17 protein-coding genes are annotated in these 14018 nt (G+C 60.1%); 9 read left to right on the forward strand and 8 right to left on the reverse strand.

Going from position 1 to position 14018, the window contains the following annotated elements:
• Positions 1-47 precede the first annotated feature (47 nt).
• A complete protein-coding gene (locus ACM6I7_RS08600; RefSeq protein WP_003225887.1) occupies positions 48-644 on the forward strand; it encodes a paraquat-inducible protein A in 597 nt (198 codons plus the stop codon).
• The gene (locus tag ACM6I7_RS08605) at positions 641-1330 is read left to right on the forward strand and encodes a paraquat-inducible protein A (protein ID WP_414888359.1); all 690 of its coding nucleotides are present in this window, start codon (positions 641-643) and stop codon (positions 1328-1330) included. The genes ACM6I7_RS08600 and ACM6I7_RS08605 overlap by 4 nt, the downstream gene beginning before the upstream one ends.
• On the opposite strand, the gene ACM6I7_RS08610 is transcribed toward ACM6I7_RS08605, so the two are convergent.
• The gene (locus tag ACM6I7_RS08610) at positions 1263-4289 is read right to left on the reverse strand and encodes an FAD-binding and (Fe-S)-binding domain-containing protein (RefSeq protein WP_414888537.1); all 3027 of its coding nucleotides are present in this window, start codon (positions 4287-4289) and stop codon (positions 1263-1265) included. The genes ACM6I7_RS08605 and ACM6I7_RS08610 overlap by 68 nt on opposite strands.
• A 159-nt stretch (positions 4290-4448) precedes the next feature.
• Between ACM6I7_RS08610 and ACM6I7_RS08615 the strand changes: the two genes are divergently transcribed.
• On the forward strand, positions 4449-5333 hold the full coding sequence (locus ACM6I7_RS08615; RefSeq protein WP_027612989.1) for a LysR substrate-binding domain-containing protein: 885 nt from the start codon (positions 4449-4451) through the stop codon (positions 5331-5333).
• Between the two features lie 191 nt (positions 5334-5524).
• On the opposite strand, the gene ACM6I7_RS08620 is transcribed toward ACM6I7_RS08615, so the two are convergent.
• Both ACM6I7_RS08620 and ACM6I7_RS08625 read right to left on the reverse strand, forming a co-directional pair.
• Positions 5525-6130: a DUF6338 family protein gene (locus tag ACM6I7_RS08620; RefSeq protein WP_115989526.1), complete on the reverse strand. Its 606-nt coding sequence runs from the start codon at positions 6128-6130 to the stop codon at positions 5525-5527.
• Positions 6131-6313: 183 nt separating this feature from the next.
• Positions 6314-6649 carry a hypothetical protein gene (locus tag ACM6I7_RS08625; RefSeq protein ID WP_003225912.1) on the reverse strand — a complete coding sequence of 112 codons (336 nt, stop codon included), beginning with the start codon at positions 6647-6649 and terminating at the stop codon, positions 6314-6316.
• 185 nt (positions 6650-6834) lie between these two features.
• On the opposite strand from ACM6I7_RS08625, the gene ACM6I7_RS08630 reads away from it, so the two are divergent.
• Positions 6835-7074 (forward strand): hypothetical protein, encoded by a 240-nt coding sequence (locus tag ACM6I7_RS08630; RefSeq protein ID WP_027612987.1) that lies wholly within the window; start codon positions 6835-6837, stop codon positions 7072-7074.
• A 62-nt stretch (positions 7075-7136) separates the two neighbouring features.
• Here the strand turns inward: ACM6I7_RS08630 and ACM6I7_RS08635 are convergent, their stop codons facing one another.
• Positions 7137-7334: a DUF2188 domain-containing protein gene (locus ACM6I7_RS08635; RefSeq protein ID WP_096796397.1), complete on the reverse strand. Its 198-nt coding sequence runs from the start codon at positions 7332-7334 to the stop codon at positions 7137-7139.
• 222 nt (positions 7335-7556) lie between these two features.
• Between ACM6I7_RS08635 and ACM6I7_RS08640 the strand changes: the two genes are divergently transcribed.
• Positions 7557-7919: an NUDIX hydrolase gene (locus tag ACM6I7_RS08640; RefSeq protein WP_096796396.1), complete on the forward strand. Its 363-nt coding sequence runs from the start codon at positions 7557-7559 to the stop codon at positions 7917-7919.
• A 4-nt stretch (positions 7920-7923) separates the two neighbouring features.
• Here ACM6I7_RS08640 and ACM6I7_RS08645 read toward each other — a convergent pair whose 3' ends face one another.
• From ACM6I7_RS08645 to ACM6I7_RS08655, 3 genes are all read right to left on the reverse strand, one after another.
• Complete coding sequence (locus ACM6I7_RS08645; protein ID WP_003225919.1) at positions 7924-8166, reverse strand: DUF1652 domain-containing protein; 243 nt, start codon at positions 8164-8166, stop codon at positions 7924-7926.
• A 109-nt stretch (positions 8167-8275) separates the two neighbouring features.
• Positions 8276-9175: a polysaccharide deacetylase family protein gene (locus ACM6I7_RS08650; protein WP_247268947.1), complete on the reverse strand. Its 900-nt coding sequence runs from the start codon at positions 9173-9175 to the stop codon at positions 8276-8278.
• Between the two features lie 131 nt (positions 9176-9306).
• Positions 9307-10254, reverse strand: coding sequence for an ABC transporter substrate-binding protein (locus tag ACM6I7_RS08655; RefSeq protein WP_027612983.1), 948 nt, complete (start codon positions 10252-10254; stop codon positions 9307-9309).
• A gap of 292 nt (positions 10255-10546) precedes the next feature.
• Between ACM6I7_RS08655 and ACM6I7_RS08660 the strand changes: the two genes are divergently transcribed.
• The 4 genes from ACM6I7_RS08660 to ACM6I7_RS08675 all read left to right on the forward strand — a co-directional run bounded on the left by ACM6I7_RS08660 (position 10547) and on the right by ACM6I7_RS08675 (position 13790).
• Positions 10547-11533 carry an aliphatic sulfonate ABC transporter substrate-binding protein gene (locus ACM6I7_RS08660; protein WP_414888360.1) on the forward strand — a complete coding sequence of 329 codons (987 nt, stop codon included), beginning with the start codon at positions 10547-10549 and terminating at the stop codon, positions 11531-11533.
• 60 nt (positions 11534-11593) lie between these two features.
• Positions 11594-12439, forward strand: a complete 846-nt coding sequence (locus ACM6I7_RS08665) for an ABC transporter permease (protein ID WP_414888361.1) — start codon at positions 11594-11596, stop codon at positions 12437-12439.
• A gap of 48 nt (positions 12440-12487) precedes the next feature.
• Entirely contained in the window at positions 12488-13168 is a 681-nt protein-coding gene (locus tag ACM6I7_RS08670; RefSeq protein ID WP_414888362.1) for an SOS response-associated peptidase, read from the forward strand.
• A 349-nt stretch (positions 13169-13517) separates the two neighbouring features.
• The gene (locus ACM6I7_RS08675; protein WP_123586723.1) at positions 13518-13790 is read left to right on the forward strand and encodes a hypothetical protein; all 273 of its coding nucleotides are present in this window, start codon (positions 13518-13520) and stop codon (positions 13788-13790) included.
• 40 nt (positions 13791-13830) lie between these two features.
• Here ACM6I7_RS08675 and ACM6I7_RS08680 read toward each other — a convergent pair whose 3' ends face one another.
• A complete protein-coding gene (locus ACM6I7_RS08680) occupies positions 13831-13974 on the reverse strand; it encodes a hypothetical protein (RefSeq protein WP_178085259.1) in 144 nt (47 codons plus the stop codon).
• Between the last annotated feature and the right edge of the window lie 44 nt (positions 13975-14018).

Genomic DNA, 14018 nt, shown 5'->3' on the forward strand with positions numbered 1-14018 from the left:
GTGATCAGGCGCCCCCTGCCCTTTGCGCCTGCTGTCGAGCGTTGGCCATGACCTCAACCGAACACCTGATCATCTGCGAGCATTGCGACTGCGTGTACGAAAAGGTCGTGCTCGGCAAACACCAGAAAACCCTCTGCGTGCGGTGCGGCGGCGTGCTGCAGCGCTACAACGGCTTGACCGTCGAGCAGCGGCTGGCCCTGAGTTTCACTGCGGCGATGCTGTGGCTGTTCGCCAATTTCTATCCGGTGATGAGCATCAGCATGAAGGGCCTGAAGAACAGCGCGACGCTGTGGGATTCGGTACTGGCGCTGAGTCAGGGGCCGATCACCTTCATGGCGATGGTCGCGGCGATTTCGATCATCATCGCCCCGGCGTTTCAACTGGTGCTGTTGATCTGGGTGCTGAGTTTCGCCTTGTCATCGCGCCGGGCACCGGGCTTCAAGCTGTGCATGCGCTGGCTGGAAACCCTGCGTCCGTGGAGCATGCTCGAAGTGTGTCTGCTGGGGGCGATGGTCGCGGTATTCAAACTGGCCGGGCTGCTCGATGTGCTGCCGGGTATCGGCCTGTTCGCTTTGGCGGTGCTGAGCCTGATGATGATCCGCATTGCCGGCCGCGACATTCGTGATCTGTGGGACATTCTATGAAGCGACCCGCGACCGCCAGCGAACTGAATCTGTGCCTGTGCCACAGCTGTGGGCTGGCCTGTGACATGACCGACGAGCCGCACGAGTGCCCGCGCTGCGATGCGCCGCTGCATCGGCGCAAGACCAACTCCCTGACGCGCACCTGGGCCTATCTGTTCGCCGCGTTGGCGTTTTACGTGCCGGCCAATCTACTGCCGGTGATGAACACGGTGATGCTCGGCAACGGCGCCGACAGCACGATCATGAGCGGCGTGCTGGAGTTCTGGGAGGGCGGCGCATGGGACATCGCGCTGATCATTTTCATCGCCAGCATCGCGGTGCCGGGGATCAAATTCGTCGCCCTGTCGCTGCTGCTGATCACCGTGCAGCGGGGCAGCGACTGGGCGCGCCGTGAGCGTTCGAAGCTGTACCGTTTCGTCGAACTGATCGGCTACTGGTCGATGCTCGACGTGCTGGTGGTCGCCCTGGTCGCGGCGCTGGTGAAGTTCCAGGCGCTGGGCGATATCGAACCACGCCCGGGCATCCTGTTTTTCGGCATGGTGGTGGTGTTCACCATGCTCTCGGCGATGAGTTTCGACCCACGGCTGATCTGGGACAATGCCCCGGACGACGAACCGCTCAGCGACGCACCACCTCAAGCAGCACCTGCAATGGATGGCGCAGCGCCCGATCCGACTGGCGCTTGACCTGACTACGGCACGAATACCCGGTGGCCAGTGCTTCGCCCTGCTCCGCCGCTGCCTCGACCTGCCGCGCCCACGATTGCTCGTAGATCACCGCCGAGGTTTCGCGGTTGCGCGCTTCATGGCCGTAGGTGCCGGACATGCCGCAGCAACCGGTGGCCTGCGTCGCCAGTTTCAACCCGACTCGCTCGAACACTTGCTCCCACTGGCGGGTGGCGGCCGGCGCGTTGGTTTTCTCGGTGCAGTGCGCCAGCAGACGGAATGACCGGGCCGCATCGGCAGCGGCCTGCTCCGGCATCACCTCGAGCAGCCATTCCTGTACCAGCGCGACTTCCGGGCATTGGTTCATGCCTGGCACTTTCAGGTATTCCTGGCGATAGACCAGCGTCATCGCCGGATCCAGTCCCAGCAGCGGTACGCCAACGTCCGCCAGCTCACGAAGTTGCCGGGCATTGCGCAACGCCGCGCGGTTGAACGCTGACAGGAAACCCTGCACATGCAGCGGCTTGCCATTGGCACTGAAGGGTGCCAGATACACCTGATAGCCAAGTCGTGAAATCAACTCCAGCAGATCCGCCAGCAGCGGCGCCTCGAAGTAACGAGTGAAGGCGTCCTGCACCAACACCACACTGCGCTCGCGCTGGGCCGGGGTCAGCGCCGACAGCGTTGAAACCGTCGCCGGCTGCACCTTCCACCGGCGCAGCGCAGCGTGGAAATCAAAGCGACTGAGCAACGGCACATCGACCATGCCGCCAAGACGCTCCAACTGTTTGCGCACAAAGGTTGCGCCCATCAAACCGTTGTACAGCGCCGGAATCCGCGCCATGTACGGAATGCTGTACTCCAGCGAGGCAATCAGATAATCCCGCGCCGGGCGCAGATAACGGCTGTGATACAGCTCAAGGAAACGCGAACGGAATTCCGGCACGTTGACCTTGACCGGGCACTGTCCCGCGCAGGATTTGCACGCCAGGCAACCGGCCATGGCGTCATACACCTCATGGGAAAAGTCTGCATCCTGCGCGCGGCTGTTGCGCCAGCGTGTCCACAGGTTGCGGAAAAATGCCGGACGACGGATCGCCTCCGACAGCACATCCACCCCTGCCTCGCCCTGCAAACGCAGCCATTCGCGGATCAGCGATGCGCGACCCTTGGGCGATTGCGCACGCTCGCGGGTGGCTTTCCACGATGGGCACATGGCGTCGTCGGGATCGAAGTTGTAGCAGGCGCCGTTGCCGTTGCAGTGCATGGCCGCGCCGTAGCTTTGCCAGACCTTTTCGTCGATCTGCCGATCGAGTTCGCCGCGCAGGGTCACTTCGTCGATTTTCAGCAACGCCGCACCGGTATTGGCCGGGGTGGCGATCTTGCCCGGGTTGAACTGATTGAACGGGTCGAACGCGGCTTTCAACGCTTGCAACGCCGGGTACAGCTCACCGAAAAACGCCGGCGCGTATTCCGAGCGCAGGCCTTTGCCGTGCTCGCCCCACAACAGGCCGCCGTAACGCTGGGTCAGCGCCGCGACGCCGTCGGACACCGGGCGCACCAGCGCCGCTTGCTGCGGATCCTTCATGTCGAGAATCGGCCGTACGTGCAACACGCCGGCATCGACGTGGCCGAACATGCCGTACTGCAAACCGTGGCTGTCGAGCAGATCGCGCAGTTCAGCGATGTACTCGGCCAGATGCTGCGGCGGCACGGCGGTGTCTTCAACGAACGGCTGCGGCCGCGCTTCACCGGCAACGTTGCCCAGCAAGCCCACCGCACGCTTGCGCATGCCATAGACCTTGTTCACCGCCGCTTGGCCGACGGCCAGCGTATGCCCCAAGCGTTCAACTGTTGCGTCGCTGCTCAGATGTTCGAGGAAGGCTTCGACCCGGCGTTGCAGATCCTCTGGATCGTCGCCGCAGAATTCCACCAGGTTGATCCCCAGCGTCGGCCGCTCGGCACTTTCCGGGAAGTACTCGGCGACGCCGTGCCAGACGATGTCCTGCATCGCCAGCAGCAACACCTTGGAATCCACGGTTTCAATCGACAGCGGCTTGAGCGCCATCAGCGCCCGGGCATCGCGCAACGCATCCATGAACCCGGCGTAGCGAATGTTCACCAGCATCGTGTGTTTGGGGATCGGCAGTACGTTGAGCTTCGCCTCAACCACAAACCCCAGCGAGCCTTCGGCGCCGCACAGCACGCTGTTGAGGTTGAAGCGGTTGTCGGCCTCGCGCAGGTGCGCCAGGTCGTAGCCGGTCAGGCAGCGGTTGAGATCCGGGAAGCGCTGTTTGATCAGCTCGCCCTGCTCATCAATGATCTGCCGCGCACAGCGATAAACTTCACCCACCCGATCTTCACGGGCGCACAGCGCTGTCAGGTCGTCTTCCGCCAGCGCTGCGCCGTGCAGACGCTCGCCACCGCGCAGGACCATGTCGAGTTCCAGCACATGGTCGCGGGTCTTACCGTAGGTGCAACTGCCCTGGCCGCTGGCGTCGGTGTTGATCATGCCGCCGACGGTGGCGCGGTTGGAGGTCGACAGCTCCGGGGCGAAAAACAGCCCGGCTGATTTCAGCGCGGCGTTGAGCTGATCCTTGACCACCCCGGCCTGCACCCGCACCCAGCGCTCTTCGACGTTGATTTCCAGAATGCGGTTCATGTGCCGCGACAGGTCGACGACGATGCCATCGGTCAACGACTGGCCGTTGGTGCCGGTGCCGCCGCCACGTGGAGTGATCACCACTTGCTGATAGGCCGGTTCGGCAATCAGCCGCGCGACCCGCGCCACGTCCTCGGCATCCTTCGGAAACACTGCCGCTTGCGGCAGGCGCTGGTAGATCGAGTTGTCGGTGGCGAGCACCACGCGACTGGCGTAATCGGCGCTGATCTCGCCACGAAAACCACTGGCTTTCAGGGCTTTGAGGAACTTCTGGTAATCGGCGGTCAATGCAGTGGCGGGCGACAGCTGGGCAATCATCGGTCGGGAAATCTCGGTCAAAATCGGGCCGTGTGGCGGTGAACAGTTGTGCGCAATGAATGATTGCGTCACGCTCCCGCCATCTCATGGTGCTTATGTTCATTGCTTGGCGCCGTCGGGACAAACGTAAAATCGACCCGCAATCCATGACTAAAACGAATGAATCCGCGAACCCTCACCCCTTCAATGTCGTTATTGCTGGCCTTCGAGGCCGCCGCACGCCATGAAAGTTACACCCGCGCCGCCCATGAACTGTCGCTGACGCAAAGCGCGGTCAGCCGTCAGGTGCAGATTCTGGAAAAGATGCTCGGCATGCGCCTGTTCAGCCGCGAAGGCCGGCAAGTGGTGCTCACCGATGTCGGGCGCATGTATCAGCGCGAACTGGCCGAAGCCCTCGGACAGATTCGCAGCGCGACGTTGCAGGCCATGGCGTTCGGTTCCGGCATTCACAGTTTGCGTCTGGCGACGCTGCCGACCTTCGGCTCGAAATGGCTGCTGCCGCGACTCAAGGACTTCTACACCGCACACCCCGGCATGACCGTGCACTTGCATTCGCGCATCGAAGCGATCGACTTCGACACCAGCGAAATCGATGCGGCGATCTGTGTCGGGGCGGGGGATTGGCCGGGGCTGAGCGCCCTGCCCCTGCACACTGAAGAGCTGGTGGTGATTGCCAGTGCGCAGTTGTCATTGGCCGAACGCGACGAAGCCGAACAGCACATCGCCGGGCAGTTACTGCTCAATGTCAGCAGCAATGCCCAGGCCTGGGCGGAATGGTTCACGCATCATGGTTTGCCCCACCGCAGCATGCGCATCGGGCCGAGCTTTGAAATGACCTCGCACCTGATTCAGGCGGTGCGGACGAATATTGGCGTGGGGCTGGTGCCACGGATTCTGGTGGAGGATGAATTGCTTAACGGCGAGCTGCTGCAACTGGGGAAGCCGATCACCAGCCGCCGCAGCTATTACCTGGTGTATCCGCCGCGCAATGAGGCGTTACCGTCACTGAAAGCGTTCAGGGACTGGTTGGTGGATACGCTCTGACCGGTGACCCCACAAATGCCAGACATAACGAAACGCCGCTTGATGAGCGGCGTTCAGTCAATCCCGGTACTGGCGCTTTAGCGGTGGCGGCGCACTTGGCCCTTTGACAAGGGGCTTGGCCAGCAGCTTGCCATCCGGGCCATAAAAGAGGCGCCTGACGCCAGGCGGCATGGGAGTAGGCTCTTTTGCGCTCATGATAAAACCTCTTCGACAGAACTGAATTCGACCCACTGAACTTTCGAGGAATCTATCACCAATAGTTCGGCGCCAAAAGGCAACGCCACGCCATCCTCCCCCAACCAGCCTGGATTCAGCATGATGAACTGCCCCTCCAGCGGGCCGGAAGGCCACTCGACGGGCCAGCCGAACAATCGCCTTTCATCCGTCAAATGCAGCGTTACCAAGCGATTGTGGCGGGCAAAGGTGCTGTACCACTCGCTGGGGTATGAGTTTTTATTCGTTACATTTTTACTTCGTAACCATTTGTGCAATTTGTCATTCGACGCCAGAGCACACGACAACAAGCCGAGCGCCATTGAGACCATGAACGCCCACACGGCCTGGGATTTGCCATCCCACTTTCCTACAGAAAAGCCTTTCGAGCCTACCCATAGACCAATAGCGCCGATCCCCAACACCACCCCATGAATCACAAACGTAAAGATCAACGCCTGCACAATCTGCCCAAACGTATCAGGCCGTTTGAATGAAGTGAGCGTGTAGAAAATCCAGGTAGAAACAAATCCGGGAATCAGATACTGCAACAACGGAATAACTTCTTTGACCAGATCATCCATGATCCGTGGCTCCTTGAAAGGCATGCCCCTCCGGTTACCGGGTGGCACTCAGAAGCCTAGCGCACACTGGAACACGCCTCGTGCCGATCTGTCACAGCGCATTTCGCAAAGCAAAAAAAAGCAGAAACCATTGATCCGGTTTCTGCTTTTTGTGGGGCTGGCTTTTGCAGCGGAGGCTGGGCTTTACAGGCAGTCACGCACCGATTTGCGCAACGACCCGGACTTGGCCCATGGCGGTCCCTGATACAGGGAAACGCGGCTGCCGTCCTTGTATTTGATGATGTCGAGAATCTCGTCGGCGGTGACGAGGCTCGGCGCCTTGATCCGGTAGCCGTTGGAAATGGACGTCTGCGTGGTCTTAGGAATGTCCTGCTGCCACAACGGCAACAAGCACGCGGCATAGTCTTTAGGCGCTTTGGTGGTGGTTTTGCTGAGATTTGGCTCGCCCGGAACCAGCGATGCTGGCAATGAGCAACCCGCCAGCAATGCCAACGCCAAACTCCCGATCCATATCCGCATGGTGTTTCCCTGATCTGAAAAAAAGCGAATGTAACGTGTAACCGGTTGTACATCCATCCCGACGCCCCGCTACAAGGGCATTTGGACAAATATTTACATGCATGCAGCCCGGTGGCAGACGAGCTGCGCATCATCGAAGAAAAATGCGACTACTCTGTTCTACCGAGAATGTTCCGGAGGTGATCATGCGGCTCAATGAATACGAACACGAACTTCAGCGCGACCTGCAAGCCGTTGCATCGGATCTGAGATGGTCGGCGGTCGACCTCAAACGCATCGCCGAACAGCTGCGCAAGAGCGGCAATGAAGCGGATGCCCAGGCGGTACTCAGGTCCTGCGAGGTGCTGCAAAGTGATGAAGAACGCTTGCAGCTGTATGCCAGGGAAGTGAAAACGCGCTCCATCAGCCGGACCAAAGTCCACTGATCCCACCCCTTTACCTCAACAAAAGCCCCGGCAATCACCGGGGCTCTTTCGTTACATTTGCTTCAACTTGCAGTGTGACTTCGCGCTCGCACCGAGCGTTTTCTGTAACCCGGCAACGCAGCGGCATAGGCCAGCGCCTCCTCTCTGCTACCGAACGACGCAAGCCGATCGCCTTGAGTACAAACCCGCCACGGGCCGTTGTTCACGCTGAGTACGTCGTAGCCGTTCATGTGCATTTTGTTCAAGACCGGAATGCTCATGGGTACCTCCTTTTTGCCGACGGTGGAGTCAGCTCTGCCTTTTTAACTTACACCCGGATGCCGCAGTTGTGCCGACCGGATGTCGCCATCGCGAGGCGCCAAGGCTCTGGCACTTTCCGCCAGGCCAAACACTCAAAACCCCAAGGGAACCTTTGAATCCGGGCCCGGCTCGAATATTGCAGTTTTATTTCATTTATGTGACACGCAGTAAACAGGTAACAGATGAAAGTACGCGCCACCGTTATTTGCGAGCAGGATCGACACGTTCTCCTGGTGCGCAAACCCCGCTGCCGCTGGACATTGCCCGGCGGCAAGGTCGAGCCTGGGGAAACCAAAGCCGGGGCGGCGACGCGCGAGCTGCAGGAAGAAACAGCACTGGATGCCGAGCAGATGTTGTATCTGATGGAACTGCACAGCGGCAGCACCCAGCATCATGTCTACGAGGCGTCGGTGCTCGATCTTGAGCAGTTGCGCCCGCAAAACGAGATCACCGAATGCATCTGGCATCCGCTGGACGCGGTGCAGAATCTACCCACCAGCGAGGCGACGTTACGCATCGTGCAGGCGTTTCAGCGGCGCTTGTAAGGTATCAGCCGGCGAATGCCCGGCGCCCGGCGCTCATTTCCGTACGCAATTCGCCAATGAAGTTGGAAATGTCGCGGATCGTCACCAGATGTTCCGGTGAGACACCATTGAGCAACAACTCGACTCGCCCGGAGTCAGGCTCATAAACCTTGATCCGCAACAGTCCCTGCTCCACTTGTGTGCATTCGCATTCAAGCGACGGAAAGCCGGATTCGACAATCCGGCAGATGTCGGCAATGGCTAACATGGGCGCACGCCTCGCAGGCGATGAGTCGGTCGACCGATTCAGCATAGATGAGCGATCAATAATCTGCCGCCCAAGCAAGTGCCAACCCGATCACATTTTTCGCCCAGCCTCAGTGCGCGTCATGATCCCAGATCCAGTTCCACATCCCCGGCAACTGCACCGGCTGCGAACTCTGCTGAACCGTGCGCGCCAGCGCCGCTTTCTGCAGCGCCGCGTGATCATCGTAGAACGGTTTGTCCGCCAGTTTCACGCCAGTGGCGGCGGCGCTGTCGAGCAGGATTTGCAGGTATTCGCGGGTATGCCGCGCGGTGTAGCGGTTGAGGTCATGAAAGGTCACCACTACCGGAATCACCCCGTCTACGGTCGGAAATTCGCCGAGGGCAATGCGCTCGCGGACTTCCGATAGCTGGCGCAGCATATTCGCCCGACGTCGGGGACTGGCGTTGAAGCCCCAGATCTTGCCGTCATTGGCGCTCAAATCGGTCAACAACACGTGCAAGCCATGCTGCTGATACGCGGCGAAGGTGCGCTTGTCGTAATTCCAGAATGGCGGGCGCAGCAGGATCGGTGCTGCTCCGGTGATCGCGGCGATATCCGCCGTGCCGTTGCGCAACGACTGCTCCAGTTCTTGCGGATCGAGCGAGCGATGATTGGTGTGCCAATGGGTGGCGGTGTGGAATCCGAGGATGTGCCCTTCGGCGTGCTCGCGCCGCATGATGCCGCGACCAATGTCACTGTTACCGGCGCGAGGCGCGCGGGTCTGGACGAAGAACACCGCTTTGATGTCCGGTTGCACCGGGTTGACCTTGAGGCTATCGAGCACGGTCGCCGAAGGGTTCCAGAAACTCGAGGCGCTGGGGCCATCATCGAAGGTCAGCAGAAAACGCACCGGGGCCTGGGCCTTGAGCCGGGTTTCGGTTTGCGCGGTCATCTCGATCGGCGCGGCAATGCAGCCGGCCAGCCCAAGCGCGATGGCCGCTGCACAGAGAAGATTGAACGCGTATTTCATGTTTTGCCTTGCGCCTGGCCGTTGCGGCCCTGTTGTCGACTGGCAAAACTCCCTCGCCCTGATCCATCCCTGCGCCCGGCTTCGCGAGCCAGATTTGGATAGGGTACACAGGCTTTGGTTCCGGCGCTCGCTCAGTCAGCCAGAGCCTGTTGAAACGAGGTATCGATGACCCCGGCGGTGGCCAGCGGCGCCGGCAGTGCCTTGACCTTGAACAGGAAGTCCGCGGTGCCTTGCAGGTCGACCGCCGCCTGCTGATCCACCGGCCCGACAGTCATGTGCGCCTGACGCAACCAGTGCCGTGAAACCTGCTGATCGAGATTGGCTTTCTTCGCCCACAGGTCCGCGTATTCGTCAGTGTGGCTGTCGACCCAGGCCCGCGCCTGTTTCAAACGCCCGAGAAAATCGGCGATCGCTGCGCGTTTGCTGTCGATCGACGGCGCCGACGCGGCAATCGCGCTGAGGCCCGGCATCAGGTTTTTCGCGGTGAGAATCGGCCGCGCACCGGAGAACACGATTTGCTGGGAGATGTACGGTTCCCACACCGGGAAAGCGTCGATGCTGCCCTGTGGCAATGCCGCTGCCGCATCAATCGGCATCAATTTGACGAAGTCGACGTAGTTTTCCGGCAGACCGCCCTGCTCTAGGGCGCGCAAGGTCAGCTGCTGGCTCCAGGCGCCGGGCCAGTAGGCGACTTTCTTGCCCTTCAGATCAGCGATGGTTTTCACCGGCGAATCTTTCGGCACCAGCAAGGCGATAGTGTCCGGGTTCTGCCGCGACACACCGATCAGTTTCACCGGCGCCTGTTTGGCGGCGAGAAACAGAAAACCCGAATCGCCAAGAAAGCCCAGATCCAGCGAGCCGGTCTGCAACGCCTCGGCCAGTGGCGCGGCGGCCTGGAAGTGCTTCCAGTCGACGCTGTAAGGCGCGTCTTTCAACACGCCGGAGGCTTCGACCGAAGCGCGGATGTTGTAGTAGTTCTGGTCACCAACATGCAGGACCAACGGCTCGGCGGCGTGGGCAAGCGGTGCGGTGAATAACGCGGTCATCAGTGTGCTGCGGAGCAAACGAGAGAGCTTCATGGGAGGTCCTGCGACGGGATTTTGCATAGACCATAACGCTGTTGATAAACCGATTTTAAATTCGATTAAGGCATAAGCTCAGCGCCCGGAATGCTCACTGTCCGCTGCGCAACAGTGCCTTGCCACAATGTTTCCCAAGCAACAGTTGAAAGGCGCTAAAACCGGCGAAAACCCCGTAAACACGGGTCGAAACACACATGGCACAGAGCCTGCAATATTCCATTCATGCAGGACGCAGCCGATAAAAATATATTTTTGGACATAACAACCAGTGCCTTTGCCGGAGCGCCCCATGACATCGTTCTTACCGTTTACCCGCCTCAAAACGCTGCTGGTCGCCAGCGCCATGGCATTGAGCCTGCAACCGCTGGCCGAAGCCGCCGAAGCGCCGCCTGCGGAAGTCCATCTGGATTACGCCTACTACTCACCCGTGAGTCTGGTGCTCAAACATTTCGGTTTTCTCGAAAAGGCCCTGCCACAGACCAAAGTCAGCTGGGTGCTGAGCCAGGGCAGTAACCGTTCGCTGGAATACCTGAACAGCGGTGGCGTCGATTTCGCCTCCAGCGCCAGCCTTGCCGCTGTGCTGAGCCGGGCCAACGGTAGCCCGATCAAGTCGGTCTACGTCTACAGCCGCGCCGAATGGACCGCATTGGTGGTGCGCAAGGATTCGCCGTACCAGAGCCTCGCCGACCTCAAGGGCAAGAAAATCGCCGCCACCAAAGGCACCGACCCGTACCTGTTCACCCTGCGCAGCCTGCAACAGGCCGGGCTGAAGAAAGACGACGTGGAACTGGTGCACCTGCAACATCCGGACGGGCGCACCGCGCTGGAAAAAGGCGATGTCGACGCCTGGGCCGGACTCGATCCGCACATGGCCGCCAATCAGGTACAGGCCGGTTCGCGTCTGCTGTATCGCAATCCGGCATTCAACAGCTACGGCGTAGTCAGCGTCACCGAGCAGTACGCCAAGGAGCATCCGCAAACCATCGACACCGTGATCAAAGCCTACGAGCAGGCGCGCGAATGGGCGCTGAAAAATCCCGACGAGTTCGCTGCCCTGCTTGCCAAGGAATCCGGTCTGCCGCTGGACGTGGCCAAACTGCAGTTGTCGCGCACCGACCTGAGCAGTCCACAACTGACCGCCAACGATGTGCAAGCGTCGAAAGCCGCAGCACCGATTCTGGTCTCCGAGGAACTGGTGCGGCGTGGAGTGAATGTCGATCAAGTCATCGATCAGTTGCTCGACAATGGTGTGCAGCAAGCCGTCGCCCGCCAGTAATCGACCAGACTCACAGCCCATCCGCGCCCGACGCGGATTCGCTGTGAGCGGAGCCCACGTATGAGCACTCGCAGTAACGAACTGCCCGCGCCGCCTCGCAGCTTGTCGAAGCCGCGTCCTTCATCTCTCAACCCGACATGGCGCCGGCGCCTGAAAGGTCTGGCCCTGCCGCTGCTGATCGTGGTCGCCCTGGAGTTCATCGTGCGTCTCGGCTGGCTTCCGTCCTATCAAATGCCGGCGCCCAGCGAGATCGCCCTGACCCTCACCGATCTCGCCGAAGGCGCACTGTGGAAACACATCGGCGCCAGCCTGCTGCGGGTGTTGCTCGGCTTTGCAATTGGCGCCAGCCTGGCGCTGGCGTTCGCCGCCTGGGTCGGTCTGAGCCGTGAGGCCGAGGCGTATCTGGAACCGACATTCGCCGCGCTGCGTTCGATTCCGAGTCTGGCCTGGGTGCCGCTGTTGATGCTGTGGCTGGGCATCGATGAAACCTCGAAGATCGTGCTGATCGCTATCGGCGCGTTTTTTCCGGTGTACGTCAACGTGGTCGCGGCGATTCGCAACATCGATCGCAAACTGGTCGAGGTCGGACGTATCTATGGCTTCAGCCGCTGGCAACTGGTGCGGCGGATTCTGCTGCCCGCCGCTCTGCCCGGCCTGTTCACCGGACTGCGCAGCGGCATGAGTCTGGCGTGGATGTTTCTGGTGGCCGCCGAGCTGATCGCCGCGACCAAGGGCCTCGGTTATCTGCTCAGCGACGGCCGCGAAACCTCGCGCCCGGACATCGTGCTGGCGGCGATTATCGTGCTCGCCTTGCTCGGCAAACTCAGCGACGGTTTGCTCGCAGTGCTGGAACGCCGCTGGCTGATCTGGCGCGACACGTTCACCGGTCAGGAGGCGCAGGATTGATTGGCCAGAGCCAACTATGCTGAAAGCGTCCACCCAGAGATTCGGCGCATGTGCGGAAGACTCTCGCAATACCGCGGCATTCACGACTTCGTCGCGGTGCTGAGCATTCCCGATGCGCTGATCAATCACGTCGGCGACGCTGCGCTGGAGCGCTACAACGCGGCGCCGACCACTTCACTCGCGGTGCTCCATCAACATGATCAACGCCTGTATGCCGACAACCTGCGCTGGGGCTGGCGCCCGCACTGGGCCAAAGACCGCGCGGCGCCAATCAACGCGCGCGTGGAGAAAGTCGCCCACGGGCCGTTCTTCCGGGCGATCTGGCGTCATCGGCTGATCGTGCCCATCGACAACTGGTTCGAATGGGTCGACGGCCCGGATAAAACCCGACAACCGTGGCTGATCCGTCGTGCCGATCACGGGCCGGTTTTCTGTGCCGCCATCGGACAGTTTCCAACACTCGGCAGCGATGGTCGGGACGACGACGGTTTTGTGATCATCACCGCCGACAGCGTCGGCGGCCTGCTCGATATCCATGATCGAAGACCGGTGGTTTTTCACGCGGAGCTGGCTGCCGAGTGGCTTGATCCGGCAACACCTGCGGAGCGCGCCGAACAGATGCTGCTGTTTGAAGGTGAAACCAGTGAGGCATTTGCCTGGCACAAGGTTGGCAAAGCCGTCGGCAATTCACGCAATCAGGGTGCCGGACTGATTGACGAAGTGGCTTAAAGATCCGTGATCTCACGCGTTTACCCTGTAGGAGCTGCCGCAGGCTGCGATCTTTTGATTTTTAATTTTTTAAAAGCAAGATCAAAAGATCGCAGCCTTCGGCAGCTCCTACAGGTGATTACAGGTGACACTCGATCTTTACAGGTGGTGTTTCATCGTTGAAACACACGGAAAAAAACAGTCGTTTGAGCGAACCAACCGCCTGTCTGACATTTCAACCGTCATACATACATTTACATGCACTACGGATAGCATGCGCGCCGCATTTCCATTTGGCATACCAGTTGACCAAAGAGTCAGCAAAACCAGGAATCCCCTACAACTTTAACAAGCCTTGCAGAGAACTAAGTTGCGCGACGATTTTGCAATCAAACAGGCCAACGGCCTGGAGTGTATCTATCTGTCCATGACAGAACGCTTTCAACTCGACTGTTTTATCGGCCACTACATCAAGACCCGAAACCTGCGTTCAGTGCCGGACATCGAACGCATCCTGCGCACCACCCTCGAAGGCTATCCCGGGCACCCACCGGTGATGGTCAACGAGCTCAATGCATGGATCGACAGGACCCTGGGCTATCGGGCGTCACATCCGGACTTCCCGCACCTGGAAGACCTCTGAAAAAAAGAAGCCCCGCTGCTGCGGGGCTTCTTGCATGTTGTCAGAGTTTCACGTCAGGCCCGGTGAGTTCCTTGCCATCGTCGTGCTTCCACGTCTGTTCCTTGCGTTTCTCACGCTCGATTTCTTCTTCGCTGGGCTCGTCTACTTCTTCGTCTTCATCAGGACGCTTTTGCTCGGTCGTCATGTGCACCTCGCCTTGTCAAAAATAGTCATCCAATAAGCGTAGAA

The organism is Pseudomonas sp. IT-93MI4 (genome assembly GCF_949767635.1).
GTDB classification, from domain to species: Bacteria; Pseudomonadota; Gammaproteobacteria; order Pseudomonadales; family Pseudomonadaceae; genus Aquipseudomonas; species Aquipseudomonas putida_A.

Bases quoted from the DNA above. Each gene is read 5' to 3' on its own strand.
- ACM6I7_RS08630 (WP_027612987.1), top strand. From the start codon at position 6,835: ATGCGGCTCAATGAATACGAACACGAACTTCAGCGCGACCTGCAAGCC.
- ACM6I7_RS08680 (WP_178085259.1), bottom strand. From the start codon at position 13,974: ATGACGACCGAGCAAAAGCGTCCTGATGAAGACGAAGAAGTAGACGAG.
- ACM6I7_RS08655 (WP_027612983.1), bottom strand. From the start codon at position 10,254: ATGAAGCTCTCTCGTTTGCTCCGCAGCACACTGATGACCGCGTTATTC.
- ACM6I7_RS08645 (WP_003225919.1), bottom strand. From the start codon at position 8,166: ATGTTAGCCATTGCCGACATCTGCCGGATTGTCGAATCCGGCTTTCCG.
- ACM6I7_RS08625 (WP_003225912.1), bottom strand. From the start codon at position 6,649: ATGCGGATATGGATCGGGAGTTTGGCGTTGGCATTGCTGGCGGGTTGC.
- ACM6I7_RS08605 (WP_414888359.1), top strand. From the start codon at position 641: ATGAAGCGACCCGCGACCGCCAGCGAACTGAATCTGTGCCTGTGCCAC.
- ACM6I7_RS08650 (WP_247268947.1), bottom strand. From the start codon at position 9,175: ATGAAATACGCGTTCAATCTTCTCTGTGCAGCGGCCATCGCGCTTGGG.
- ACM6I7_RS08610 (WP_414888537.1), bottom strand. From the start codon at position 4,289: ATGATTGCCCAGCTGTCGCCCGCCACTGCATTGACCGCCGATTACCAG.
- ACM6I7_RS08665 (WP_414888361.1), top strand. From the start codon at position 11,594: ATGAGCACTCGCAGTAACGAACTGCCCGCGCCGCCTCGCAGCTTGTCG.
- ACM6I7_RS08600 (WP_003225887.1), top strand. From the start codon at position 48: ATGACCTCAACCGAACACCTGATCATCTGCGAGCATTGCGACTGCGTG.
- ACM6I7_RS08660 (WP_414888360.1), top strand. From the start codon at position 10,547: ATGACATCGTTCTTACCGTTTACCCGCCTCAAAACGCTGCTGGTCGCC.
- ACM6I7_RS08670 (WP_414888362.1), top strand. From the start codon at position 12,488: ATGTGCGGAAGACTCTCGCAATACCGCGGCATTCACGACTTCGTCGCG.
- ACM6I7_RS08615 (WP_027612989.1), top strand. From the start codon at position 4,449: ATGAATCCGCGAACCCTCACCCCTTCAATGTCGTTATTGCTGGCCTTC.
- ACM6I7_RS08640 (WP_096796396.1), top strand. From the start codon at position 7,557: ATGAAAGTACGCGCCACCGTTATTTGCGAGCAGGATCGACACGTTCTC.
- ACM6I7_RS08635 (WP_096796397.1), bottom strand. From the start codon at position 7,334: ATGAGCATTCCGGTCTTGAACAAAATGCACATGAACGGCTACGACGTA.
- ACM6I7_RS08620 (WP_115989526.1), bottom strand. From the start codon at position 6,130: ATGGATGATCTGGTCAAAGAAGTTATTCCGTTGTTGCAGTATCTGATT.